This is a genomic window from Aquificaceae bacterium, from assembly GCA_037481935.1.
Classification (GTDB): Bacteria; Aquificota; Aquificia; order Aquificales; family Aquificaceae; genus Pampinifervens.
Map to the genome: position 1 here is coordinate 61770 of JBBFKQ010000007.1, position 15423 is coordinate 77192.

At 49.6% G+C, this 15423-nt stretch carries 17 protein-coding genes; 12 read left to right on the forward strand and 5 right to left on the reverse strand.

The window, feature by feature from the left end:
- The first annotated feature begins 7 nt into the window (after positions 1-7).
- Both WHS43_07130 and WHS43_07135 read left to right on the forward strand, forming a co-directional pair.
- A complete protein-coding gene (locus WHS43_07130; protein MEJ5339410.1) occupies positions 8-925 on the forward strand; it encodes a TerC family protein in 918 nt (305 codons plus the stop codon).
- Positions 922-2049 (forward strand): glycosyltransferase family 4 protein, encoded by a 1128-nt coding sequence (locus WHS43_07135; GenBank protein ID MEJ5339411.1) that lies wholly within the window; start codon positions 922-924, stop codon positions 2047-2049. Before WHS43_07130 ends, WHS43_07135 begins: the two co-directional genes overlap by 4 nt.
- On the opposite strand, the gene WHS43_07140 is transcribed toward WHS43_07135, so the two are convergent.
- Together WHS43_07140 and WHS43_07145 are read right to left on the reverse strand one after the other, a co-directional pair.
- A complete protein-coding gene (locus tag WHS43_07140; GenBank protein MEJ5339412.1) occupies positions 2003-2878 on the reverse strand; it encodes an FAD:protein FMN transferase in 876 nt (291 codons plus the stop codon). The two genes, WHS43_07135 and WHS43_07140, sit on opposite strands and share 47 nt — an antisense overlap.
- Positions 2875-3507 (reverse strand): hypothetical protein, encoded by a 633-nt coding sequence (locus WHS43_07145; protein ID MEJ5339413.1) that lies wholly within the window; start codon positions 3505-3507, stop codon positions 2875-2877. The genes WHS43_07140 and WHS43_07145 overlap by 4 nt, the downstream gene beginning before the upstream one ends.
- A 23-nt stretch (positions 3508-3530) precedes the next feature.
- Between WHS43_07145 and WHS43_07150 the strand changes: the two genes are divergently transcribed.
- Both WHS43_07150 and WHS43_07155 read left to right on the forward strand, forming a co-directional pair.
- Positions 3531-3773 carry a hypothetical protein gene (locus tag WHS43_07150; GenBank protein ID MEJ5339414.1) on the forward strand — a complete coding sequence of 81 codons (243 nt, stop codon included), beginning with the start codon at positions 3531-3533 and terminating at the stop codon, positions 3771-3773.
- On the forward strand, positions 3770-4900 hold the full coding sequence (locus WHS43_07155; protein ID MEJ5339415.1) for an SH3 domain-containing protein: 1131 nt from the start codon (positions 3770-3772) through the stop codon (positions 4898-4900). Before WHS43_07150 ends, WHS43_07155 begins: the two co-directional genes overlap by 4 nt.
- Here WHS43_07155 and WHS43_07160 read toward each other — a convergent pair.
- The 3 genes from WHS43_07160 to WHS43_07170 are packed head-to-tail and all read right to left on the reverse strand — an operon-like array spanning position 4897 to position 7783.
- Complete coding sequence (locus WHS43_07160; GenBank protein ID MEJ5339416.1) at positions 4897-6279, reverse strand: MBL fold metallo-hydrolase; 1383 nt, start codon at positions 6277-6279, stop codon at positions 4897-4899. The two genes, WHS43_07155 and WHS43_07160, sit on opposite strands and share 4 nt — an antisense overlap.
- Positions 6276-7118, reverse strand: a complete 843-nt coding sequence (locus WHS43_07165; protein ID MEJ5339417.1) for a glycine--tRNA ligase subunit alpha — start codon at positions 7116-7118, stop codon at positions 6276-6278. Before WHS43_07165 ends, WHS43_07160 begins: the two co-directional genes overlap by 4 nt.
- A 5-nt stretch (positions 7119-7123) precedes the next feature.
- Complete coding sequence (locus WHS43_07170; protein MEJ5339418.1) at positions 7124-7783, reverse strand: endonuclease V; 660 nt, start codon at positions 7781-7783, stop codon at positions 7124-7126.
- A gap of 24 nt (positions 7784-7807) precedes the next feature.
- On the opposite strand from WHS43_07170, the gene WHS43_07175 reads away from it, so the two are divergent.
- The 8 genes from WHS43_07175 to WHS43_07210 all read left to right on the forward strand — a co-directional run bounded on the left by WHS43_07175 (position 7808) and on the right by WHS43_07210 (position 15422).
- Positions 7808-8497: a glycerophosphodiester phosphodiesterase gene (locus tag WHS43_07175; GenBank protein MEJ5339419.1), complete on the forward strand. Its 690-nt coding sequence runs from the start codon at positions 7808-7810 to the stop codon at positions 8495-8497.
- Between the two features lie 26 nt (positions 8498-8523).
- On the forward strand, positions 8524-8883 hold the full coding sequence (locus tag WHS43_07180) for a hypothetical protein (GenBank protein ID MEJ5339420.1): 360 nt from the start codon (positions 8524-8526) through the stop codon (positions 8881-8883).
- An 18-nt stretch (positions 8884-8901) separates the two neighbouring features.
- Positions 8902-10746, forward strand: a complete 1845-nt coding sequence (gene mnmG, locus WHS43_07185; GenBank protein ID MEJ5339421.1) for a tRNA uridine-5-carboxymethylaminomethyl(34) synthesis enzyme MnmG — start codon at positions 8902-8904, stop codon at positions 10744-10746.
- A 191-nt stretch (positions 10747-10937) separates the two neighbouring features.
- Entirely contained in the window at positions 10938-11252 is a 315-nt protein-coding gene (cutA, locus tag WHS43_07190; protein ID MEJ5339422.1) for a divalent-cation tolerance protein CutA, read from the forward strand.
- 44 nt (positions 11253-11296) lie between these two features.
- Positions 11297-12187 carry a CDF family Co(II)/Ni(II) efflux transporter DmeF gene (dmeF, locus tag WHS43_07195; protein MEJ5339423.1) on the forward strand — a complete coding sequence of 297 codons (891 nt, stop codon included), beginning with the start codon at positions 11297-11299 and terminating at the stop codon, positions 12185-12187.
- Between the two features lie 139 nt (positions 12188-12326).
- Complete coding sequence (gene glnB / locus WHS43_07200; GenBank protein ID MEJ5339424.1) at positions 12327-12665, forward strand: nitrogen regulator P-II GlnB; 339 nt, start codon at positions 12327-12329, stop codon at positions 12663-12665.
- Between the two features lie 23 nt (positions 12666-12688).
- Positions 12689-14098 carry a type I glutamate--ammonia ligase gene (gene glnA, locus WHS43_07205; protein ID MEJ5339425.1) on the forward strand — a complete coding sequence of 470 codons (1410 nt, stop codon included), beginning with the start codon at positions 12689-12691 and terminating at the stop codon, positions 14096-14098.
- Between the two features lie 46 nt (positions 14099-14144).
- Positions 14145-15422: an ammonium transporter gene (locus WHS43_07210; GenBank protein MEJ5339426.1), complete on the forward strand. Its 1278-nt coding sequence runs from the start codon at positions 14145-14147 to the stop codon at positions 15420-15422.
- Position 15423 lies beyond the last annotated feature (1 nt).

Genomic DNA, 15423 nt, shown 5'->3' on the forward strand with positions numbered 1-15423 from the left:
GCTCACTATGGAAATAGGCTGGCTCGTATTTGGACTGGTGGTTCTTACTGCTCTGTTTCTTGACCTCTTTGTCTTTCACAGGCATCCCCACAAGATATCCCTCAAGGAAGCCCTTCTGCTCTCCGCCTTCTGGATAGCCCTGGGTCTTGCCTTTGCAGGCTTTGTCTATTACACGAGGGGATACGACAGGACTGTGGAGTATCTGACGGGCTATCTTCTTGAGAAGGCACTTAGCCTTGACAACATTTTTGTTTTTATACTCATCTTCTCCTACTTTAAAGTTCCCGAGGAATTCAGACACAAGGTGCTCTTCTGGGGAGTTTTAGGAGCCATCGTTTTCAGGGCCATATTCATCTTTGCAGGTCTTGAGCTCATAAAGCACTTCCACTGGATGGTCTACATATTTGGCGTCATACTCATCATCTCCGCCATAAAGCTTCTGACCACAGAAGAGAAGGAGTTTCATCCAGAGCACACCCTTGTCTACCGAATAGCAAAGAAGATAATCCCCCTCAGACCTCACAACGGAGATGGCAGGTTCTTCATAAGGGAGGGTGGAAAGCTCTACGCAACCCCTATGTTTCTTGCTCTTGTGTTTGTAGAGAGCTCGGATATCATGTTTGCCATAGACTCGGTGCCAGCCATAATCGCCATATCAAGAGACCCCTTTATAGTTTACACATCAAACATCTTTGCTATACTGGGGCTCAGGTCTCTTTACTTTGCGGCTGCGGGTGTGCTTCCGCTCTTTCACTACCTGCACTATGGACTCTCCTTTATCCTCGGCTTTATAGGTGTCAAGATGCTCCTTTCGGACATTTACAAGATACCGGTGGAAGTTTCTCTTCTTCTCATAGGCAGTGCAATTTTTGTTTCGGTAGTTGCCTCCATAATAGTCAAAAGGGAAGAAAAGTCTTCTGAATGATTAGGGTTCTTCAGGTAGTGGACGGTCTTGGTTGGGGAGGGACAAAGGAACAGACATATCTGATAACGAGGGAGCTTTCTCTAAGGGGTATTGAGGTTCATGTGGCTCTCTCTTTCCAGTATGAGCTTATGGTGAGAAAGCTCAGAGAGTATCCCGTAAAGCTTCACTTCTTTGAAAACCACAACAGACTCTCCCGCCTCAACCTTGCAAACTACTACAGGCTCTGGAAGATACTCAAAGAGGAAGAATTTGATATAGTTATTGCCAACTCTCCCCATGCCCTTGACTTTGTGAGGCTATCCTTACTCTTTCTAAGGAAAAAGCCAAAGGTTATAGCTTACAAGAGGACGGGCAAGGGTTCCAGCCAAGTTTCCAAACTGCTAAAGTATTCAGTTGCAGACAGGATTGTGGTGGTGGACAGGACAACCCTTGAAAAACTAAGGCGTGAGGGCTTTTTTCCAGAGAGGCTCGTCTACATCCCCAGCGGTCTTGACCTTCAGAGGTTCAGACCCGTGGAAAAGGAGAAGGCCTTAGAGAAGAGAAAAGAGCTTGGTATCCCCCCAGACTGGAAGGTTTTTATAAACGTGGCAAACTGGAACCCAGAGCACAAGGGTCAGCCACTTCTGATAGAGGCCTTCTCAAGGCTGAACTGTCGTGACTGTATTCTCCTTCTCGTTGGTCTCCAGACGGATGACTACGCCCCGGAATACGCAAAAAGGTATGGGCTTGAGGGTAGACTTCTGGGGCTTGGCTTTAGAGAAGATGTGCCAGAGCTTATCAACATGGCAGATTTTTTTGTCTTTTCCTCCTATTTTGAAGGCGTTGCCGGTGCAGTCCTGCAGGCTATGGCATGCGGAAAGCTAGTAATATCAACTCTTGCTGGTGGTATAGCAGACTATGTTAAAGATGGTGAAAACGCTCTTGCAGTTCCTGTGGGGGACCTCCATGGGCTTGTGCAAAAGATGAGGCGTGCTCTTGGTCTGTCAAAAGAAGAATGTGAGAGTATTTCCAGAAGGGCAATAGAAACAGCCCGGGAGTATTCCATAGAGAAGACCGTTGACATGTATATTGAGCTATTCAGGGAGCTTCTGGGTATATCCTCAGCCCATCAAAGTAGTCCATAAAAGCCCTGTTCACATAAAGACTTCCATCCCTAAAGAGGAGAAGAACTCCAATATGGGGGTTTTCCCTCAAAAACCTTTCCCTGCTTTCGTCATCCATAGCAAGGAGGGCAGTCTCCAGTGCGTCGGTAATTGTGCAGTCGCTATAGGCTACCGTTGCCTGAACAAGGCTGTTTTCCCTTCCAAGGATGTGCCTTCTGAAGTAGTTGCCTCCTGTAGAAAGGCAGAGGTCTTTTGCGTTGTGGCCCTGTGCCAGTATGGAGTTGTCTACTGGATTAAAGATTGCCAGAAGCCTGCTGTGCCCCCATACCTTCATGTCTCCAGCTATGGACACAAAGCCCCATGGGGTTTTTAGCCTCTCGTAAACCTTCTGCACCGTATAACCCTTGCCTATACCGCCAAGGTCTATGGCCATACCCTTTTCCAGAAGGCAGACCCTGTTTGCCTCAATCTTAAGCCTTCTGTAATCTATCAGCTTCCTCGCCTCCTTCTCGCCGAGAAGTTTCTTTCTTCTATGGTTTATGGTGTAGCTACCCACGGTGATGTCAAAAAAGCCGTAGGTTGTCTTTGATACCTCAAGGGCTTTCTTTATGACCTCAAGGGTATCTTCGGAGACCTCCACGCAGCCCTGCCCTGCCTTCTGATTTATCGCCGAAACTTCAGAGGTCTGTATGTAATCGGATAGCTTTTCCTCAAGGCTTTTCATATACCTGTAGGCTTCGTATTCTCTGCCCTCGGGAAGCTCTATAAGGGCGTATGTGCCCATGAGGTGAAAAAGCCTTTCCTGAGAGAGGGCAAGGGATATAAAAAGCAGGAGAGCAAGTAGTTTCACCTCTTTCTCTGTTTTGCAGGCTTTTGTGGCTGTTGTGGTTTTGGCTCTTCCACAGAGACCCTTACCTCAAGGTCCTTTATGACAACCCTTGCGGGCCTTGCCCTGCCTTCTTCAAAAACAAAGCTGAGCATGGGAAGGTCCTGAAGTGAAGAGGAAAGGGTTTCATCCGCAAGAACACCACTTACAAAGCCCATTGCGAGCAGTGAAGGCTGAAGTATGAGGCTGGGCTTTTTGCTGTATTCCAGAACCTTCTTGAGGTCCTGATTGAACTGTGTCTGAACCTCTGCAGGGGGTCTTTCTCCAAAGTAAGCCATGTAAACATGAGAAGGCTGAAGAAGCTTGAGCCTTTCCCCAAGCCCGTCTCCACCCTTTATGTAGTAGGCTTCTGTTCCAAGGGTCTTCAGAGAGGCTACTAGAGATGCAGAAAAAAGGGCGCAGAGGTCTGAGGTTTCCATGTAAACCACCGCTATGCGGTTGTATCCCATATTTCTGAGCTGTTTTGCGATTTCTACGCTGGCGTTTATTCTGGAGTTTGCCCTCTCAGGTAGGAGAAAGGGGTTTACCTGCTGGGCAAGAGGAAATGTCATAAAAGACAGAAGAAAACCAAGTCCGAGCAAACTCTTTCTCATGCGGTCTATTATAATACATACCCGTGGAAGAACTGAGGGAAAAACTAAAAAGGCTGGAAAAGCTATCCCTTGACCCCTTCAAGCCAGAGGCTTTGAGAGAAGAACTGGAGGAACTGATGAAAAGTCTTCCCGAGATGAGCAGGGAGGAGCTGGAGGAGCTGGCTCTTTTCCTTCAGAAGTTGAAGATGCAGGTTGAGGAAAATTACAGGACATGCTTTGGATGGGTGGAGTTCGCTCTCAAAGGGGGGTTCAGGAGAGAGGTATGATATTCCTCCTCCTTATGCTTTTTTTGAGCCTTTCTTTTGCCCTGCAGGTGGAAGCCATAAACAGGCAATCCCACGCTCTCATTGATTATATGAAAAGGATTGAGGAATTCCCCCAGGTGCTGGAGGGTAGGCAGCTCAGGGAATGGCTCACAGAGGACAGACTACCAGAAGGAAGGCTTTTTATAAACGGCAGAGAGCTAAAGGATGAAGACATCAAATCCCTGATGGGAAACATGAATCTGGAGGCAGTTGAAGAAATCCTTTTTGTCAGGTTTGGCTGGACTCTCAGAAGAAGCAACATGCGCATGTATCCCAGCAATGCGGTCATCCACAGAGGAAATCCCAAGATTGATTACAACCAGTATACCCTTCTTGAACCCCTCACTCCTCTGGCAATTCTTCACAAATCAAGAGACGGAAACTGGCTCTATGTGCATGCTCCCTACATGAGAGGATGGGTCAGAAGGGAGGATGTGCTTCTGATAGAAAGAGAAAAACTTATGAAAGTGCTCAGACTGCCTTTTCTTGTTGTGTCAAGGGGTGGGGTGGAGGTTGAGGGTATCTTCTTTGGTCTTGGTTCAAAGCTCTACTACGAAGAGAAAGTGGGGGACAGATACAGGGTGCTTCTTCCAGATATGAGAAGGGTCTGGATTGAAAAACACGAGGGGCTTGAGGAGGGCTATTTGAGCTTCAGAGAGGATAGGGTAAGGTCAATACTTGAAAGCCTTCTTGGCACCGCCTACGACTGGGGAGGCAAGGAGGGAAGATGGGACTGCTCTTCTCTGGTGCAGAGCCTCTATGCAGTTTTTGGTCTTGAGCTTCCCAGAAACTCCTCCCAGCAGGCTCAGATAGGCAGGCTTGTGGCTGCAGGCTTTAAAAGCTACGAAGAACTTAAGGAGACTCTTAGAAGAATGCCTCCCTTCAGGACGCTTCTTTTTATGAAGGGTCATGTTATGGTATACGGAGGATTTCAAGAGGGTGAACCAGTGCTGTATCATGCAGTGCACAGACTGAGAAGAGAAGATGGTTCAGAATGGCAAATAAACTCGGTGTATAAAAACCTGTTGGAAAGGGACAGTCTGAGAAACATATATCGGTTGATAGTAGCGGTCAGAGTGCTTGATTAGAGCTCAAGAACCTCACCCAGTTCTGGTGTATGAGAACTAAGACCCAGTTTTTCCTTTATAGCTCCCCCGAAGACCTTCATTTTCTCCTCCTCTCCATGTATGAGAAAAACCCTTTCGGGTTTTCCAGCATAAGAAAGCCACTCCAGCAAACCCGCCTGGTCCGCATGGGAGGAGAAGCCGTTTATGGTAAAGACCCTTGCCCTGACTGCTATCTCCTCTCCAAAGACCCTGACGCTCTCCGCACCCTCTATTATCCTCCTTCCCAGCGTTCCCTGAGGCTGATAGCCCACAAAGACTATGGCACACTCCTCACGCCACAGGTTGTATTTGAGGTGATGAAGAACCCTTCCACCGTTCAGCATACCAGAGCCGGCGATTATCACGGCACCTGAGCCTACAGAGTTTATAGCCTTTGACTCGTCCACCTCCTTCGTATAGTGGAGGTTGGGTAGCTCAAAGGGGTTTCTCTGGAGGAAAACTCTGTAGGTTTCTCTATCATAGAATTCTGGGTGTGAGGTGAAAAGCCTTGTAATGCTTATGGCAAGAGGGCTATCAAGGAATATCTCACACTTGGGAAGCCTTCCTTCTTCATGGAACTCTCTCAGCACGTAGAGTATCTCCTGAGCCCTCTCAAGGGCATAGGAGGGAATTATCACATTTCCTCCCCTGCCAATGGCATACTGGATAGCCTGAAGCAGTTCTTCCTTTGATTCTTCAAAGCTCCTGTGATTCCTGTCTCCGTAAGTGCTTTCTATAAATATGTAGTCTGCAGGCGATGGGCTTTCTGGGTCGTGGACTATGGGTTTGTTCTTGTTTCCAAGGTCTCCAGAGAAGATTACCCTTTTGTGCCTCTTATCCTCATAGACCTCAAGCTCCACAAAGGCGGAGCCCAGTATATGCCCAGAGTCTCTGAGCCTCAGACTCACGCCCTTTGAGAGCCTGTAGTCTTGATTGTAAGGAAGCCTGACCCTGAAAAACTCCATGGCTTCCAGCACGTCGTATTCTTCGTAAAGGGGCGGTTCTGGCACTCTGCCTGTTCTCTGGAGCTTTTTAAGGGCGGTTTTGTAGTTTTCATACATGACCTTGCTGGCATCAAGGAGCATTAGCCTTGAGAGCTTTGCAGTTGGCTCTGTGGAGATTACCTTCCCTCTAAAACCTTCCTTCACCAAAACTGGAACTCTTCCACAGTGGTCTATGTGTGCATGAGTGAGAACAAGGTAGTCAATCTCTTTGGGGTCAAAGGGAAAGGGCTCGTGGTTTCTCCTTTCCTCAAGCCCCTGAAACATCCCGCAGTCAATTAAAAGCCTTACATCCCTTGCTTCCACATAGAAGCAACTGCCTGTTACAGTTTTTGCACCACCGTATGGGATGACTTTCATGCCATGGTCTGGAGGTACAGTCTGGCAACCCTCTGAGCCAGGCTGTTCATCCTCCTTATGTATCTTGCCCTTTCCTGCACAGAAAGCACACCCCTTGCATCAAGCAGGTTAAAGGTATGGGAACACTTCAGAAGCTGGTCGTAAGCAGGAAGCACAAGTCCCTCGTCCAGAAGCCTTTTTGTTTCCCTTTCATAAATCTCGTAGAGTTCAAAGAGCACCTTTGGGTCTGACTTTTCAAAGTTGTAGACGCTCCACTGATATTCTGAGGGCTTGAAAACCTCCCCATAGGTGAGCCAATGGTTCCACTTTATGTCATACACGCTGTCCACATCCTGAAGATACATGGCTATTCTCTCAAGTCCGTAGGTAATCTCCACCGATATCTCCTCCAGGTCAAGACCACCCGCCTGCTGAAAGTAGGTAAACTGGGTTATCTCCATACCATCCAGCCACACCTCCCATCCAAGCCCCCACGCGCCCAGAGTGGGAGATTCCCAGTCATCCTCCACAAACCTTATATCATGCTCCTCTGGCTTTATGCCAAGGGCTCTGAGGCTCTCAAGGTATATCTCCTGAGGGTTGTCCGGTGCGGGCTTTAGTATTACCTGAAACTGGTAGTAGTGCTGGAGCCTGTTGGGGTTTTCTCCATACCGGCCATCCTTCGGTCTTCTGGAGGGCTCCACATATGCCACGTTCCAGGGCTTTTTGCCCAGCACCTTGAGGAAGGTGGCAGGGTTCATTGTCCCGGCTCCAGTTTCTATGTCGTAGGGTTGCCACACTGCACATCCCCTCTCCGCCCAGAAGCGATGCAGGGTCATGATAATGTCCTGAAAATACATGGGGATTATTTTAACTCCTTTCTCACCCTCTGCAGAAGGTTATGAGCCAGCCTTGTGGGCTCGGGGATTCTGTAGATGGAAGTCCTCAAAACCAGCTCAATGGCAGTCTTCAGGCTTATCCTGTGCCCCACAGAGACATATACCGGTTCTGTGTGGTCCTTTGTCCTCAGGATTGCCCCTACCACGCTGCCCCTGTAGGTAAGATATGAATAGCTACCCCTTTTGAGTTCCGGCTCCTTTCCGTAGCCAAAGAGCCTTGTCTTTGCCACACCCACGCTCACAGAGTCAGTCTCCACCCCAAAGTGGGACGCTATCCCACAGCCTCTGGGATGGGCTATTCCCTGTCCGTCAATAAAAAATACATCCGGCTTTAACTCCGCCTCATTGTATAGACTTAGCATAAGGGGAAGCTCTCTGAAAGCCAGAAAGGTGGGGATGTAAGGGAAATCCACCACGCCTTCCACCACCTTCTGATAGACCACCTTCAGGTCCGGTAACCTGACTACCACGAGGGATGCCCACGCCCGAGTGGGGTTTTCTTTTATGCTTTCAAAGGTGAGGTCTATGCCTCCTATGAGCTCTACCTTCTGGAAGTCATCCCTCTGCAGGACTTTTCTGGCACACTCAAGCTGAACTTTTTCAAGCTCTTTGAGGTTTACATTCATCCTTCAGGTCTGTAAAATTGTAGCATGTCCCTCTTTGAAAGCCTTGAGAGGTTCCTTGTGGGACACAGGGGCATTCCAGCCCTTGAACTGGAAAACACGCTTCAGTCTATTCAGAGAGCCATTGAGCTGGGTGCCCATGTGGTGGAGGTGGACCTGCAGAGGACAAAAGATGGGGTCTTTGTGCTGAGCCATGATGATGACCTTCAAAGGGTCTTTGGTGTGAGTATAAAGGTGAGAGAGTCCAGCTGGGAAGAGCTCAGCAAGGTCCACAGAGATGGCTACAGACTTGCAAGGCTGGAAGAAGCCCTTGAGCTTGTAAACGGAAGGGTGGGTATGTTTCTTGAGGTGAAACATCCCGAGGATGCTAAGGCTGTGCTGGATGTGGTTGAGAGCTTTCAGGCAACAGGCTGGACTGCCATAATAAGCTTTTACCCCGCTGCCCTTGAGGCAGTGAGGGGCAGGATAACCACGGGGCTGGTCTACGCAAAACCGCCGGGGATGATTCCAGAAGCCAAAAAGCTCGGATGCACCTTTGTGCTTCCCAAGTATCCCCTCGCCACCCAGAAGGCGGTGGACTTTGCCCACAGGCTCAGGCTTAAGATGGTGGCGTGGACTGTAAATGAGCCAGAAAAGGTAATGGAACTTTTTGAAAGGGGTGTGGATGGTGTGGCAACAGACCACGTGGGGCTTATGAGAAAGGTCCTATTTTCCTGAGTTCTAAAAGGGTTAAAATTTTCTCCATGAAAAGGCTTACATATCTCATGGGACTTGCCATGTTGTTCTCTTGCACAAGCCAGAAGGCAGAAAAACCGGCACCAGTGCAGGACTGGTGTCCTCAGGGGCTTCAGGTGGGTGCTTATGCAAAGATAGAGGGCATTGTGGACTACGAGGACATAAACTGGTGCAAGATGGTTATAAAGGGCCCGCAGGCTACTACAGAGGTATACTACACACAGGACGGCACAAGACAGAGGGTAGTGCAGTATGCTGATAATGTAAGGAGGAGTGAGGTAGAAATAAGGCGCACAAAAGCAATCATGAGGATTTACGATAAAGATGGTAATCTTGTAGAGGAGCTTCAGAGCAGGGAACACTTCTGAGGGCTATATTTTTATTCCATGCTGGTGGACGAGTTTGATGTGGCGGTAATCGGCGGAGGTCATGCAGGCATAGAGGCGGCACTGGCGTCCGCACGCATGGGTGCAAAGACGGTCATGTTTGTTCTCAATGCAGACACCATAGGTCAGATGTCCTGCAACCCCGCCATAGGGGGCATAGCCAAGGGCATAGTGGTCAGAGAAATTGACGCCCTCGGTGGTGAGATGGCAAAAGCTATAGACCATACGGGCATACAGTTCAAGATGCTCAACACACGCAAGGGAAAGGCGGTCTGGTCTCCCCGAGCTCAGGCGGACAAAAAGCTCTACAGGGAATACATGAAAAGGGTCTGCGAAACTCAGGAAAACCTCCACATAAAGCAGGATGAGGTGGTGGACATCATCGTAGAAAACGGCAGGGTGGTCGCAGTCAGGACAAAGCTTGGACTGGAATACAGAGTTAAGGCGGTGGTGGTAGCCACCGGCACTTTCCTCAACGGTCTTATATACATCGGGGACAAAACCTTCCCCGCCGGCAGGGCATGGGAGCCTCCCTCCACGGGTCTTGCGGATTTTTACAGAAGGCATGACTTTCCCCTCTGGCGGTTCAAGACCGGCACCCCCGCAAGGCTTGACAGAAGAACCATAGACTTTTCCGCCCTTGAGCCAGCACCGGGGGACGACCCGCCACCCAAATTCTCCTTCTGGACAGAGCCTACGGGCACTTACTGGTTTGAGAGGGGCAAAAAGCAGGCTCTGTGCTGGATAACCTACACCACACCAAAAACCCATGAGATAATCCGCAAAAACCTGCACAGGACTGCACTCTACGGGGGTCTGATAAAGGGCATAGGTCCCAGGTACTGTCCTTCCATAGAGGACAAGGTGGTAAAGTTTGCAGACAAAGAAAGGCACACGGTCTTTCTTGAGCCCGAGGGCTGGGACACCATAGAGATATACCCCAACGGGCTCTCCACCTCTCTGCCGGAAGAGGTGCAGTGGGAGATGTATCGCAGTATTCCGGGGCTTGAAAGGGTGGAGCTCATACGCCCTGCCTACGCCATAGAATACGACATGGTCCCACCCACAGAGCTCTACCCTACGCTGGAAACAAAGAAGATAATGGGTCTTTTCCATGCGGGAAACATAAACGGCACCACGGGCTACGAGGAGGCAGCAGGTCAGGGCATACTTGCGGGCATAAACGCAGCCCTGAGAGCCTTTGGAAGAGAGCCCATATACCTGCGTCGGGATGAGAGCTACATAGGCATAATGGTGGACGACCTTGTGACCAAAGGAGTGATGGAGCCCTACAGGCTCTTTACTTCCCGTTCAGAGTTCAGGCTTCAGCTCAGGCAGGACAACGCCATTCTGAGACTTTCAAAGCTGGGCTTTGAGCTCGGACTGCTTACAGAGAAACAATATAGACTTGTCAGAGAACTTCAGAAGGAGATAGAAAGCTGGCTTGAGTTTTACAGGACTCAGAAGGTGGCGGTGGCGGTGGGCTCTGACACCAAAAGCTACACACCATCGCAACTGCTCACTGCAGAATATACCATAGATGACCTCAAGAACCTCGGCTTTGAGGTGCCAGAACACCTCTATGTGAAGGAAGAGGTGGAGGTTCAGCTCAAGTATGAGCCCTACATAGAGCGGGAGCAGAAGCTCAACGAAAGGCTGAAAAGGCTTGAAGGTATTACCCTCCCGCCGGATATGGACTATGACAGGGTGCCGGGTCTTACCAACGAGGCAAGGGAAAAGCTCAAGAAGTTCAGACCCATCACGGTGGGACAGGCATCAAGAATTGACGGCATAACGCCTGCCACAATAACCGCGCTGCTTGCCTATCTGGGCAAACTGGATTGAAGCATGTCTTTTACCACCTTTCCAAGCTCTGGAGGTTCCTACTTTACCATCCGCCAGAGAAGTTCGTAGTCCACTCCAAAGTAGGTATGAGCCGGCCTGTCTCTCATCCCCTTTACCTTTTTCCAGTTTTTCCATGATTTCTGACAGGGAAGGAAGTGTGCCTCTGCTTTCCATGCCTTAAAATATAAACTATGCTGGGCTACTATGTGGTTTTCATAACGGTGCCGGTGGAGAAGGGGCAGGAGCTTGCGGAGTTTATCATTCAGAACAGGCTGGGTGCCTGCGTAAACGTGGTGCCAGAGGTCAACTCCATATACTGGTGGAAGGGAAACATAGAAAAGGACAGAGAGAGCCTTCTGGTGGTAAAGACCTCCGCAAAAAAGTTTCAGGAGCTCCTTAAAGGTGTCAAGTCAGTGCACCCCTACACGGTGCCTGAGATTATCGCCCTTCCCATAGTGGCAGGAAACGAGGACTATCTCAAGTGGATAGATGACTCCCTTGGTTGAGTTCTCTCATAGCTGACGGTTCTTTCAAAACTTATAATTTCCCTATGGTCTGCAAGCACCAGCACGAGTTTTACACTCCTAGCACAGGAGCCCAGAAGAGAGTCCTTGTAGTCTTTCTTATCACACTCATAACCATGGCAATTGAAATACTGGCAGGTTATATCTTCAACTCCGTTGCTCTCCTTGCGGACGGAATTCACATGTCAACCCACGCCCTTGCCTTTGCCATAGCCTACATGGCTTACTTCTTTGCCAGAAGGTGGGCAAGGGAGGGAAGCTTTACCTTTGGCACATGGAAGGTGGAAGTGCTGGGAGCCTACACAAGCAGTATACTTCTTTTCTTCCTTTCCTTTCTCATACTTGAGGAGGCCTTTTCAAAGTTTGTAAGCAGAGGAGAAACAAAATACGACGAAGCTCTGCTTGTAGCTCTTTTGGGTCTGGGTATCAACCTTTTGAGTGCTTACATACTTCACGGTGGCCATCACCACCACGAACATCATGAACATCATGACCTCAACTTGAGAGGTGCTTATCTACATGTGCTTGCAGATGCCCTTACTTCCATACTTGCAATAGGGGGCCTGCTTGCTGGAAAATACCTTGGTCTGTGGTTCATGGACCCCCTTATGGGACTGCTGGGCTTTGGGCTCATAATCAGGTGGTCGCTGGGGCTTATGAAGGAAACCGCACCTATCCTGCTTGACAGGGAGGGCAGAAATCCACTCCTTCAGGATATAGTAAGGGCTCTTGAGGAGGACGGTGAGAGCAAGGTCTATGACATCCACCTTCTAAAAATCCATAGCAACCGTTATGCCTGCATAGTGGGGCTTGAGACCTATGGAAACCATGACCTTGAATACTATCACAGAATAATATCCCACTTTGAAGAGATAGCCCACATCACCATAGAACTCAGAAGCTGTGCCCGGCAGTAGTGAACAATTTAACAATTTTGTAAACAATTTTACGCAACTTCCAGAGACCCATCCCTCTGAAAGATAGTAAAATTAACCCTTAGCCAGCGGTGCAGGGCTGGCATGTTTTTTGCAATAACAAACTGCAGGAGGTTGAAGGATGAAAAAGGTGGAAGCCATAATCAAGCCTTTCAAGTTGGATGAGGTCAAGGATGCCCTGGTAGAGATAGGTATAGGTGGTATGACGGTCACGGAGGTGCGTGGCTTTGGTCAGCAGAAAGGACACACGGAAATATACCGTGGCACGGAGTATGTGATTGACTTTCTGCCCAAGGTAAAGATTGAGGTTATAGTCAGGGATGAAGAGGTGGAGAAGGTGGTGGAAACCATCATGAAAACCGCACAGACGGGCAGGGTGGGAGACGGGAAAATATTCATCATACCCGTGGAGGACGTAATAAGGATACGCACGGGAGAAAGAGGAGAGCAGGCAATATGAAAATCTTATAAAGGAGGTCCAACATGCCAAAGTATTCACCAGCGGAGGTGCTGAGCCTCATCGAACAGGAAGGGGTCCAGTATGTGGACCTGAGGTTTTCTGACCTTTTTGGTCAGTGGCAACACCTCACCATACCGGCTTACGAGCTGTCCCTTGATACCTTTGAGGAAGGTAGGGGCTTTGACGGCTCTTCTATAAGGGGCTGGCAGTCCATCCATGAGTCAGACATGCTTGCCTTCCCAGACCCCGCAACCGCCTTCATAGACCCATTCATGGAGCCCAAAACTCTGGTGATGATATGCGACATCTACGACCCCATCACAAGAGAAAGGTATGGCAGGGACACACGCTACATTGCCCAGAAGGCAGAGCAGTATCTCAAGCAAACCGGCATAGGAGACACCGCCTACTACGGACCTGAGGCGGAGTTTTTCATCTTTGACTCTGTGGAGTTTGGCACATCTGCCAACTATGCCTTCTGGAGGATAGACTCAGAGGAAGGCTGGTGGAACAGAGAGATAACCTCTTCTGGCTACAAGATACCCCACAAGAGGGGCTACTTCCCTGTGCCACCCCTGGATAAGGTCCATGGACTCAGGAACGAGATGGTCTCCATCATGTCCCAGCTGGGCATTGTAGTTGAGCTCCATCATCATGAAGTGGCAACCGCAGGACAGGGAGAGATAGACATTCGCTACGACTCTCTAGTCAATCAGGCAGACAAGCTTTTCCTGTATAAATACATAGTCCGTATGGTGGCCCACAAGTATGGAAAGTTTGCCACCTTTATGCCCAAAGTGCTTCCCAACGACAACGGTTCTGGTATGCATACCCACTTCTCCATATGGAAAGAAGGTCAGAACCTTTTTGCGGGGTCTGAATACGCAGGAGTTTCAGAAATATGTCTGTATGCTATAGGTGGTGTTCTCAAGCACGGACCAGCCCTTACCGCCTTTACAAACCCCACAATTAACTCCTATCACAGGCTTGTGCCCGGCTTTGAGGCACCAGTAAGGCTTGCCTACTCTGCAAGGAACCGCTCTGCCGCCATAAGGATACCCACTTACTCTCCCTCTCCAAAGGCAAAGAGAATTGAAATACGCTTCCCAGACCCCACATCAAATCCCTACCTTGCCTTCTCTGCCATACTCATGGCTGCCATAGATGGTATTGAAAACCGCATACATCCTGGAGAGCCCTTTGACAAAGACATATACTCACTGCCTCCAGAAGAGCTCAAGGACATACCTCAGCTTCCGGGCTCACTGGAGGAGTCTCTCAAGGCGCTGGAAAACGACTACGAGTTTCTCCTCAAGGGTGGGGTCTTTACCGAGGAGCTTATAGAAACATGGATAAGCTCCAAGAAAAAAGAGATAGACGAGATAAGGTTCATACCCCATCCGAAAGAGTTTGAGCTTTACTTTGACATTTAAGTAAAAAACCGCCCCGCCCTCAGTGCGGGGCAAAGGAGGAGATAGAATGCGTCGCGCAGGAAGTATTATACCACTACTTCTGGTAAGCCTCTCCTTTGCAGGGGAGCAGGCTCCAAAGTTGGACACTGGAGACACTGCGTGGCTTCTTGTGTCTTCCGCCCTTGTCATGCTCATGACACTGCCCGGTCTTGCCCTCTTTTACGGAGGCATGGCAAAGAAAAAGGACACCCTCAACACCATAGCCATGTCCTTTGTCGCCTACTGTATTGCGTCGCTTGTATGGTTTGCCTACGGCTACAGCCTTGCCTTTGGAGAGGATATTGGGGGCATAATAGGCAGCGCCAGCAAGCTCTTTCTGAGCGGTGTGGGAGTGAGCAGTCTGCAGGGGACTATCCCCGAGCTTCTTTTTGTCATGTTCCAGCTGACCTTCGCAGCCATAACCGTTGCCCTTGCCAGCGGTTCTTTTGTGGAGAGGCTAAAGTTCTCAGCGTGGGTGGTCTTTGTGTTTCTGTGGGTGAGCCTGGTTTATGTTCCCATAGCCCACTGGGTCTGGGGCGGTGGCTTTCTGGCAAAGGACGGAGCCCTTGACTTTGCTGGTGGAACTGTGGTGCACATAAATGCAGGTATAGCCGGTCTTGTGGGTGCTCTTATACTTGGCAGGCGGAAGGATGCGGTGCTTCTTCCCAGCAACCTGCCCCTTGTGGTGCTTGGTGCGGGCCTTCTCTGGTTTGGATGGTTTGGCTTTAACGCAGGCTCCGCTGTGGGTGCTAACGGGCTTGCGGCGGTTGCCATGCTCAACACCAACATAGCCACCGCAACTGCCGCCCTTGCGTGGATGTTCACCGAGTGGCTTCACAGGAAAAAGCCCACCGTCCTCGGGCTCGCCTCTGGAGTCATAGCAGGACTTGTGGCAATCACCCCAGCAGCAGGTTTTGTGAACGTGGTGGGAGCCTTCATAATAGGGCTTATCGCAGGAATTGTCTGCTACTTTATGGTGGCAGAGGTAAAGCAAAAGCTGGGTTACGATGACGCCCTTGATGTGTTTGGTATACATGGAGTGGCTGGCATAATAGGTGCGGTTCTTACCGGAGTCTTTGCAGACCCATCCATAAACGAGGCAGGTAAAGGGCTTCTCTATGGAAATCCGGGACAGTTGTTTATACAGCTGTGGTCTGTGGTGGTGACCATAGTATACAGCGGTGTAATGACAGCCATAATCCTCTTCATAGCCAGGGCTCTTACCGGCCTCAAGGTTGGAGAAGAGGAAGAGGTTGGAGGACTTGACAGGTCCCAGCACGGAGAAAGTGCATACAACATCTCATAAG

Bases quoted from the DNA above. Each gene is read 5' to 3' on its own strand.
- WHS43_07130 (MEJ5339410.1), top strand. From the start codon at position 8: ATGGAAATAGGCTGGCTCGTATTTGGACTGGTGGTTCTTACTGCTCTG.
- WHS43_07135 (MEJ5339411.1), top strand. From the start codon at position 922: ATGATTAGGGTTCTTCAGGTAGTGGACGGTCTTGGTTGGGGAGGGACA.
- WHS43_07145 (MEJ5339413.1), bottom strand. From the start codon at position 3,507: ATGAGAAAGAGTTTGCTCGGACTTGGTTTTCTTCTGTCTTTTATGACA.
- WHS43_07155 (MEJ5339415.1), top strand. From the start codon at position 3,770: ATGATATTCCTCCTCCTTATGCTTTTTTTGAGCCTTTCTTTTGCCCTG.
- WHS43_07160 (MEJ5339416.1), bottom strand. From the start codon at position 6,279: ATGAAAGTCATCCCATACGGTGGTGCAAAAACTGTAACAGGCAGTTGC.
- WHS43_07165 (MEJ5339417.1), bottom strand. From the start codon at position 7,118: ATGTATTTTCAGGACATTATCATGACCCTGCATCGCTTCTGGGCGGAG.
- WHS43_07170 (MEJ5339418.1), bottom strand. From the start codon at position 7,783: ATGAATGTAAACCTCAAAGAGCTTGAAAAAGTTCAGCTTGAGTGTGCC.
- WHS43_07175 (MEJ5339419.1), top strand. From the start codon at position 7,808: ATGTCCCTCTTTGAAAGCCTTGAGAGGTTCCTTGTGGGACACAGGGGC.
- WHS43_07180 (MEJ5339420.1), top strand. From the start codon at position 8,524: ATGAAAAGGCTTACATATCTCATGGGACTTGCCATGTTGTTCTCTTGC.
- mnmG (MEJ5339421.1), top strand. From the start codon at position 8,902: ATGCTGGTGGACGAGTTTGATGTGGCGGTAATCGGCGGAGGTCATGCA.
- cutA (MEJ5339422.1), top strand. From the start codon at position 10,938: ATGCTGGGCTACTATGTGGTTTTCATAACGGTGCCGGTGGAGAAGGGG.
- dmeF (MEJ5339423.1), top strand. From the start codon at position 11,297: ATGGTCTGCAAGCACCAGCACGAGTTTTACACTCCTAGCACAGGAGCC.
- glnB (MEJ5339424.1), top strand. From the start codon at position 12,327: ATGAAAAAGGTGGAAGCCATAATCAAGCCTTTCAAGTTGGATGAGGTC.
- glnA (MEJ5339425.1), top strand. From the start codon at position 12,689: ATGCCAAAGTATTCACCAGCGGAGGTGCTGAGCCTCATCGAACAGGAA.
- WHS43_07210 (MEJ5339426.1), top strand. From the start codon at position 14,145: ATGCGTCGCGCAGGAAGTATTATACCACTACTTCTGGTAAGCCTCTCC.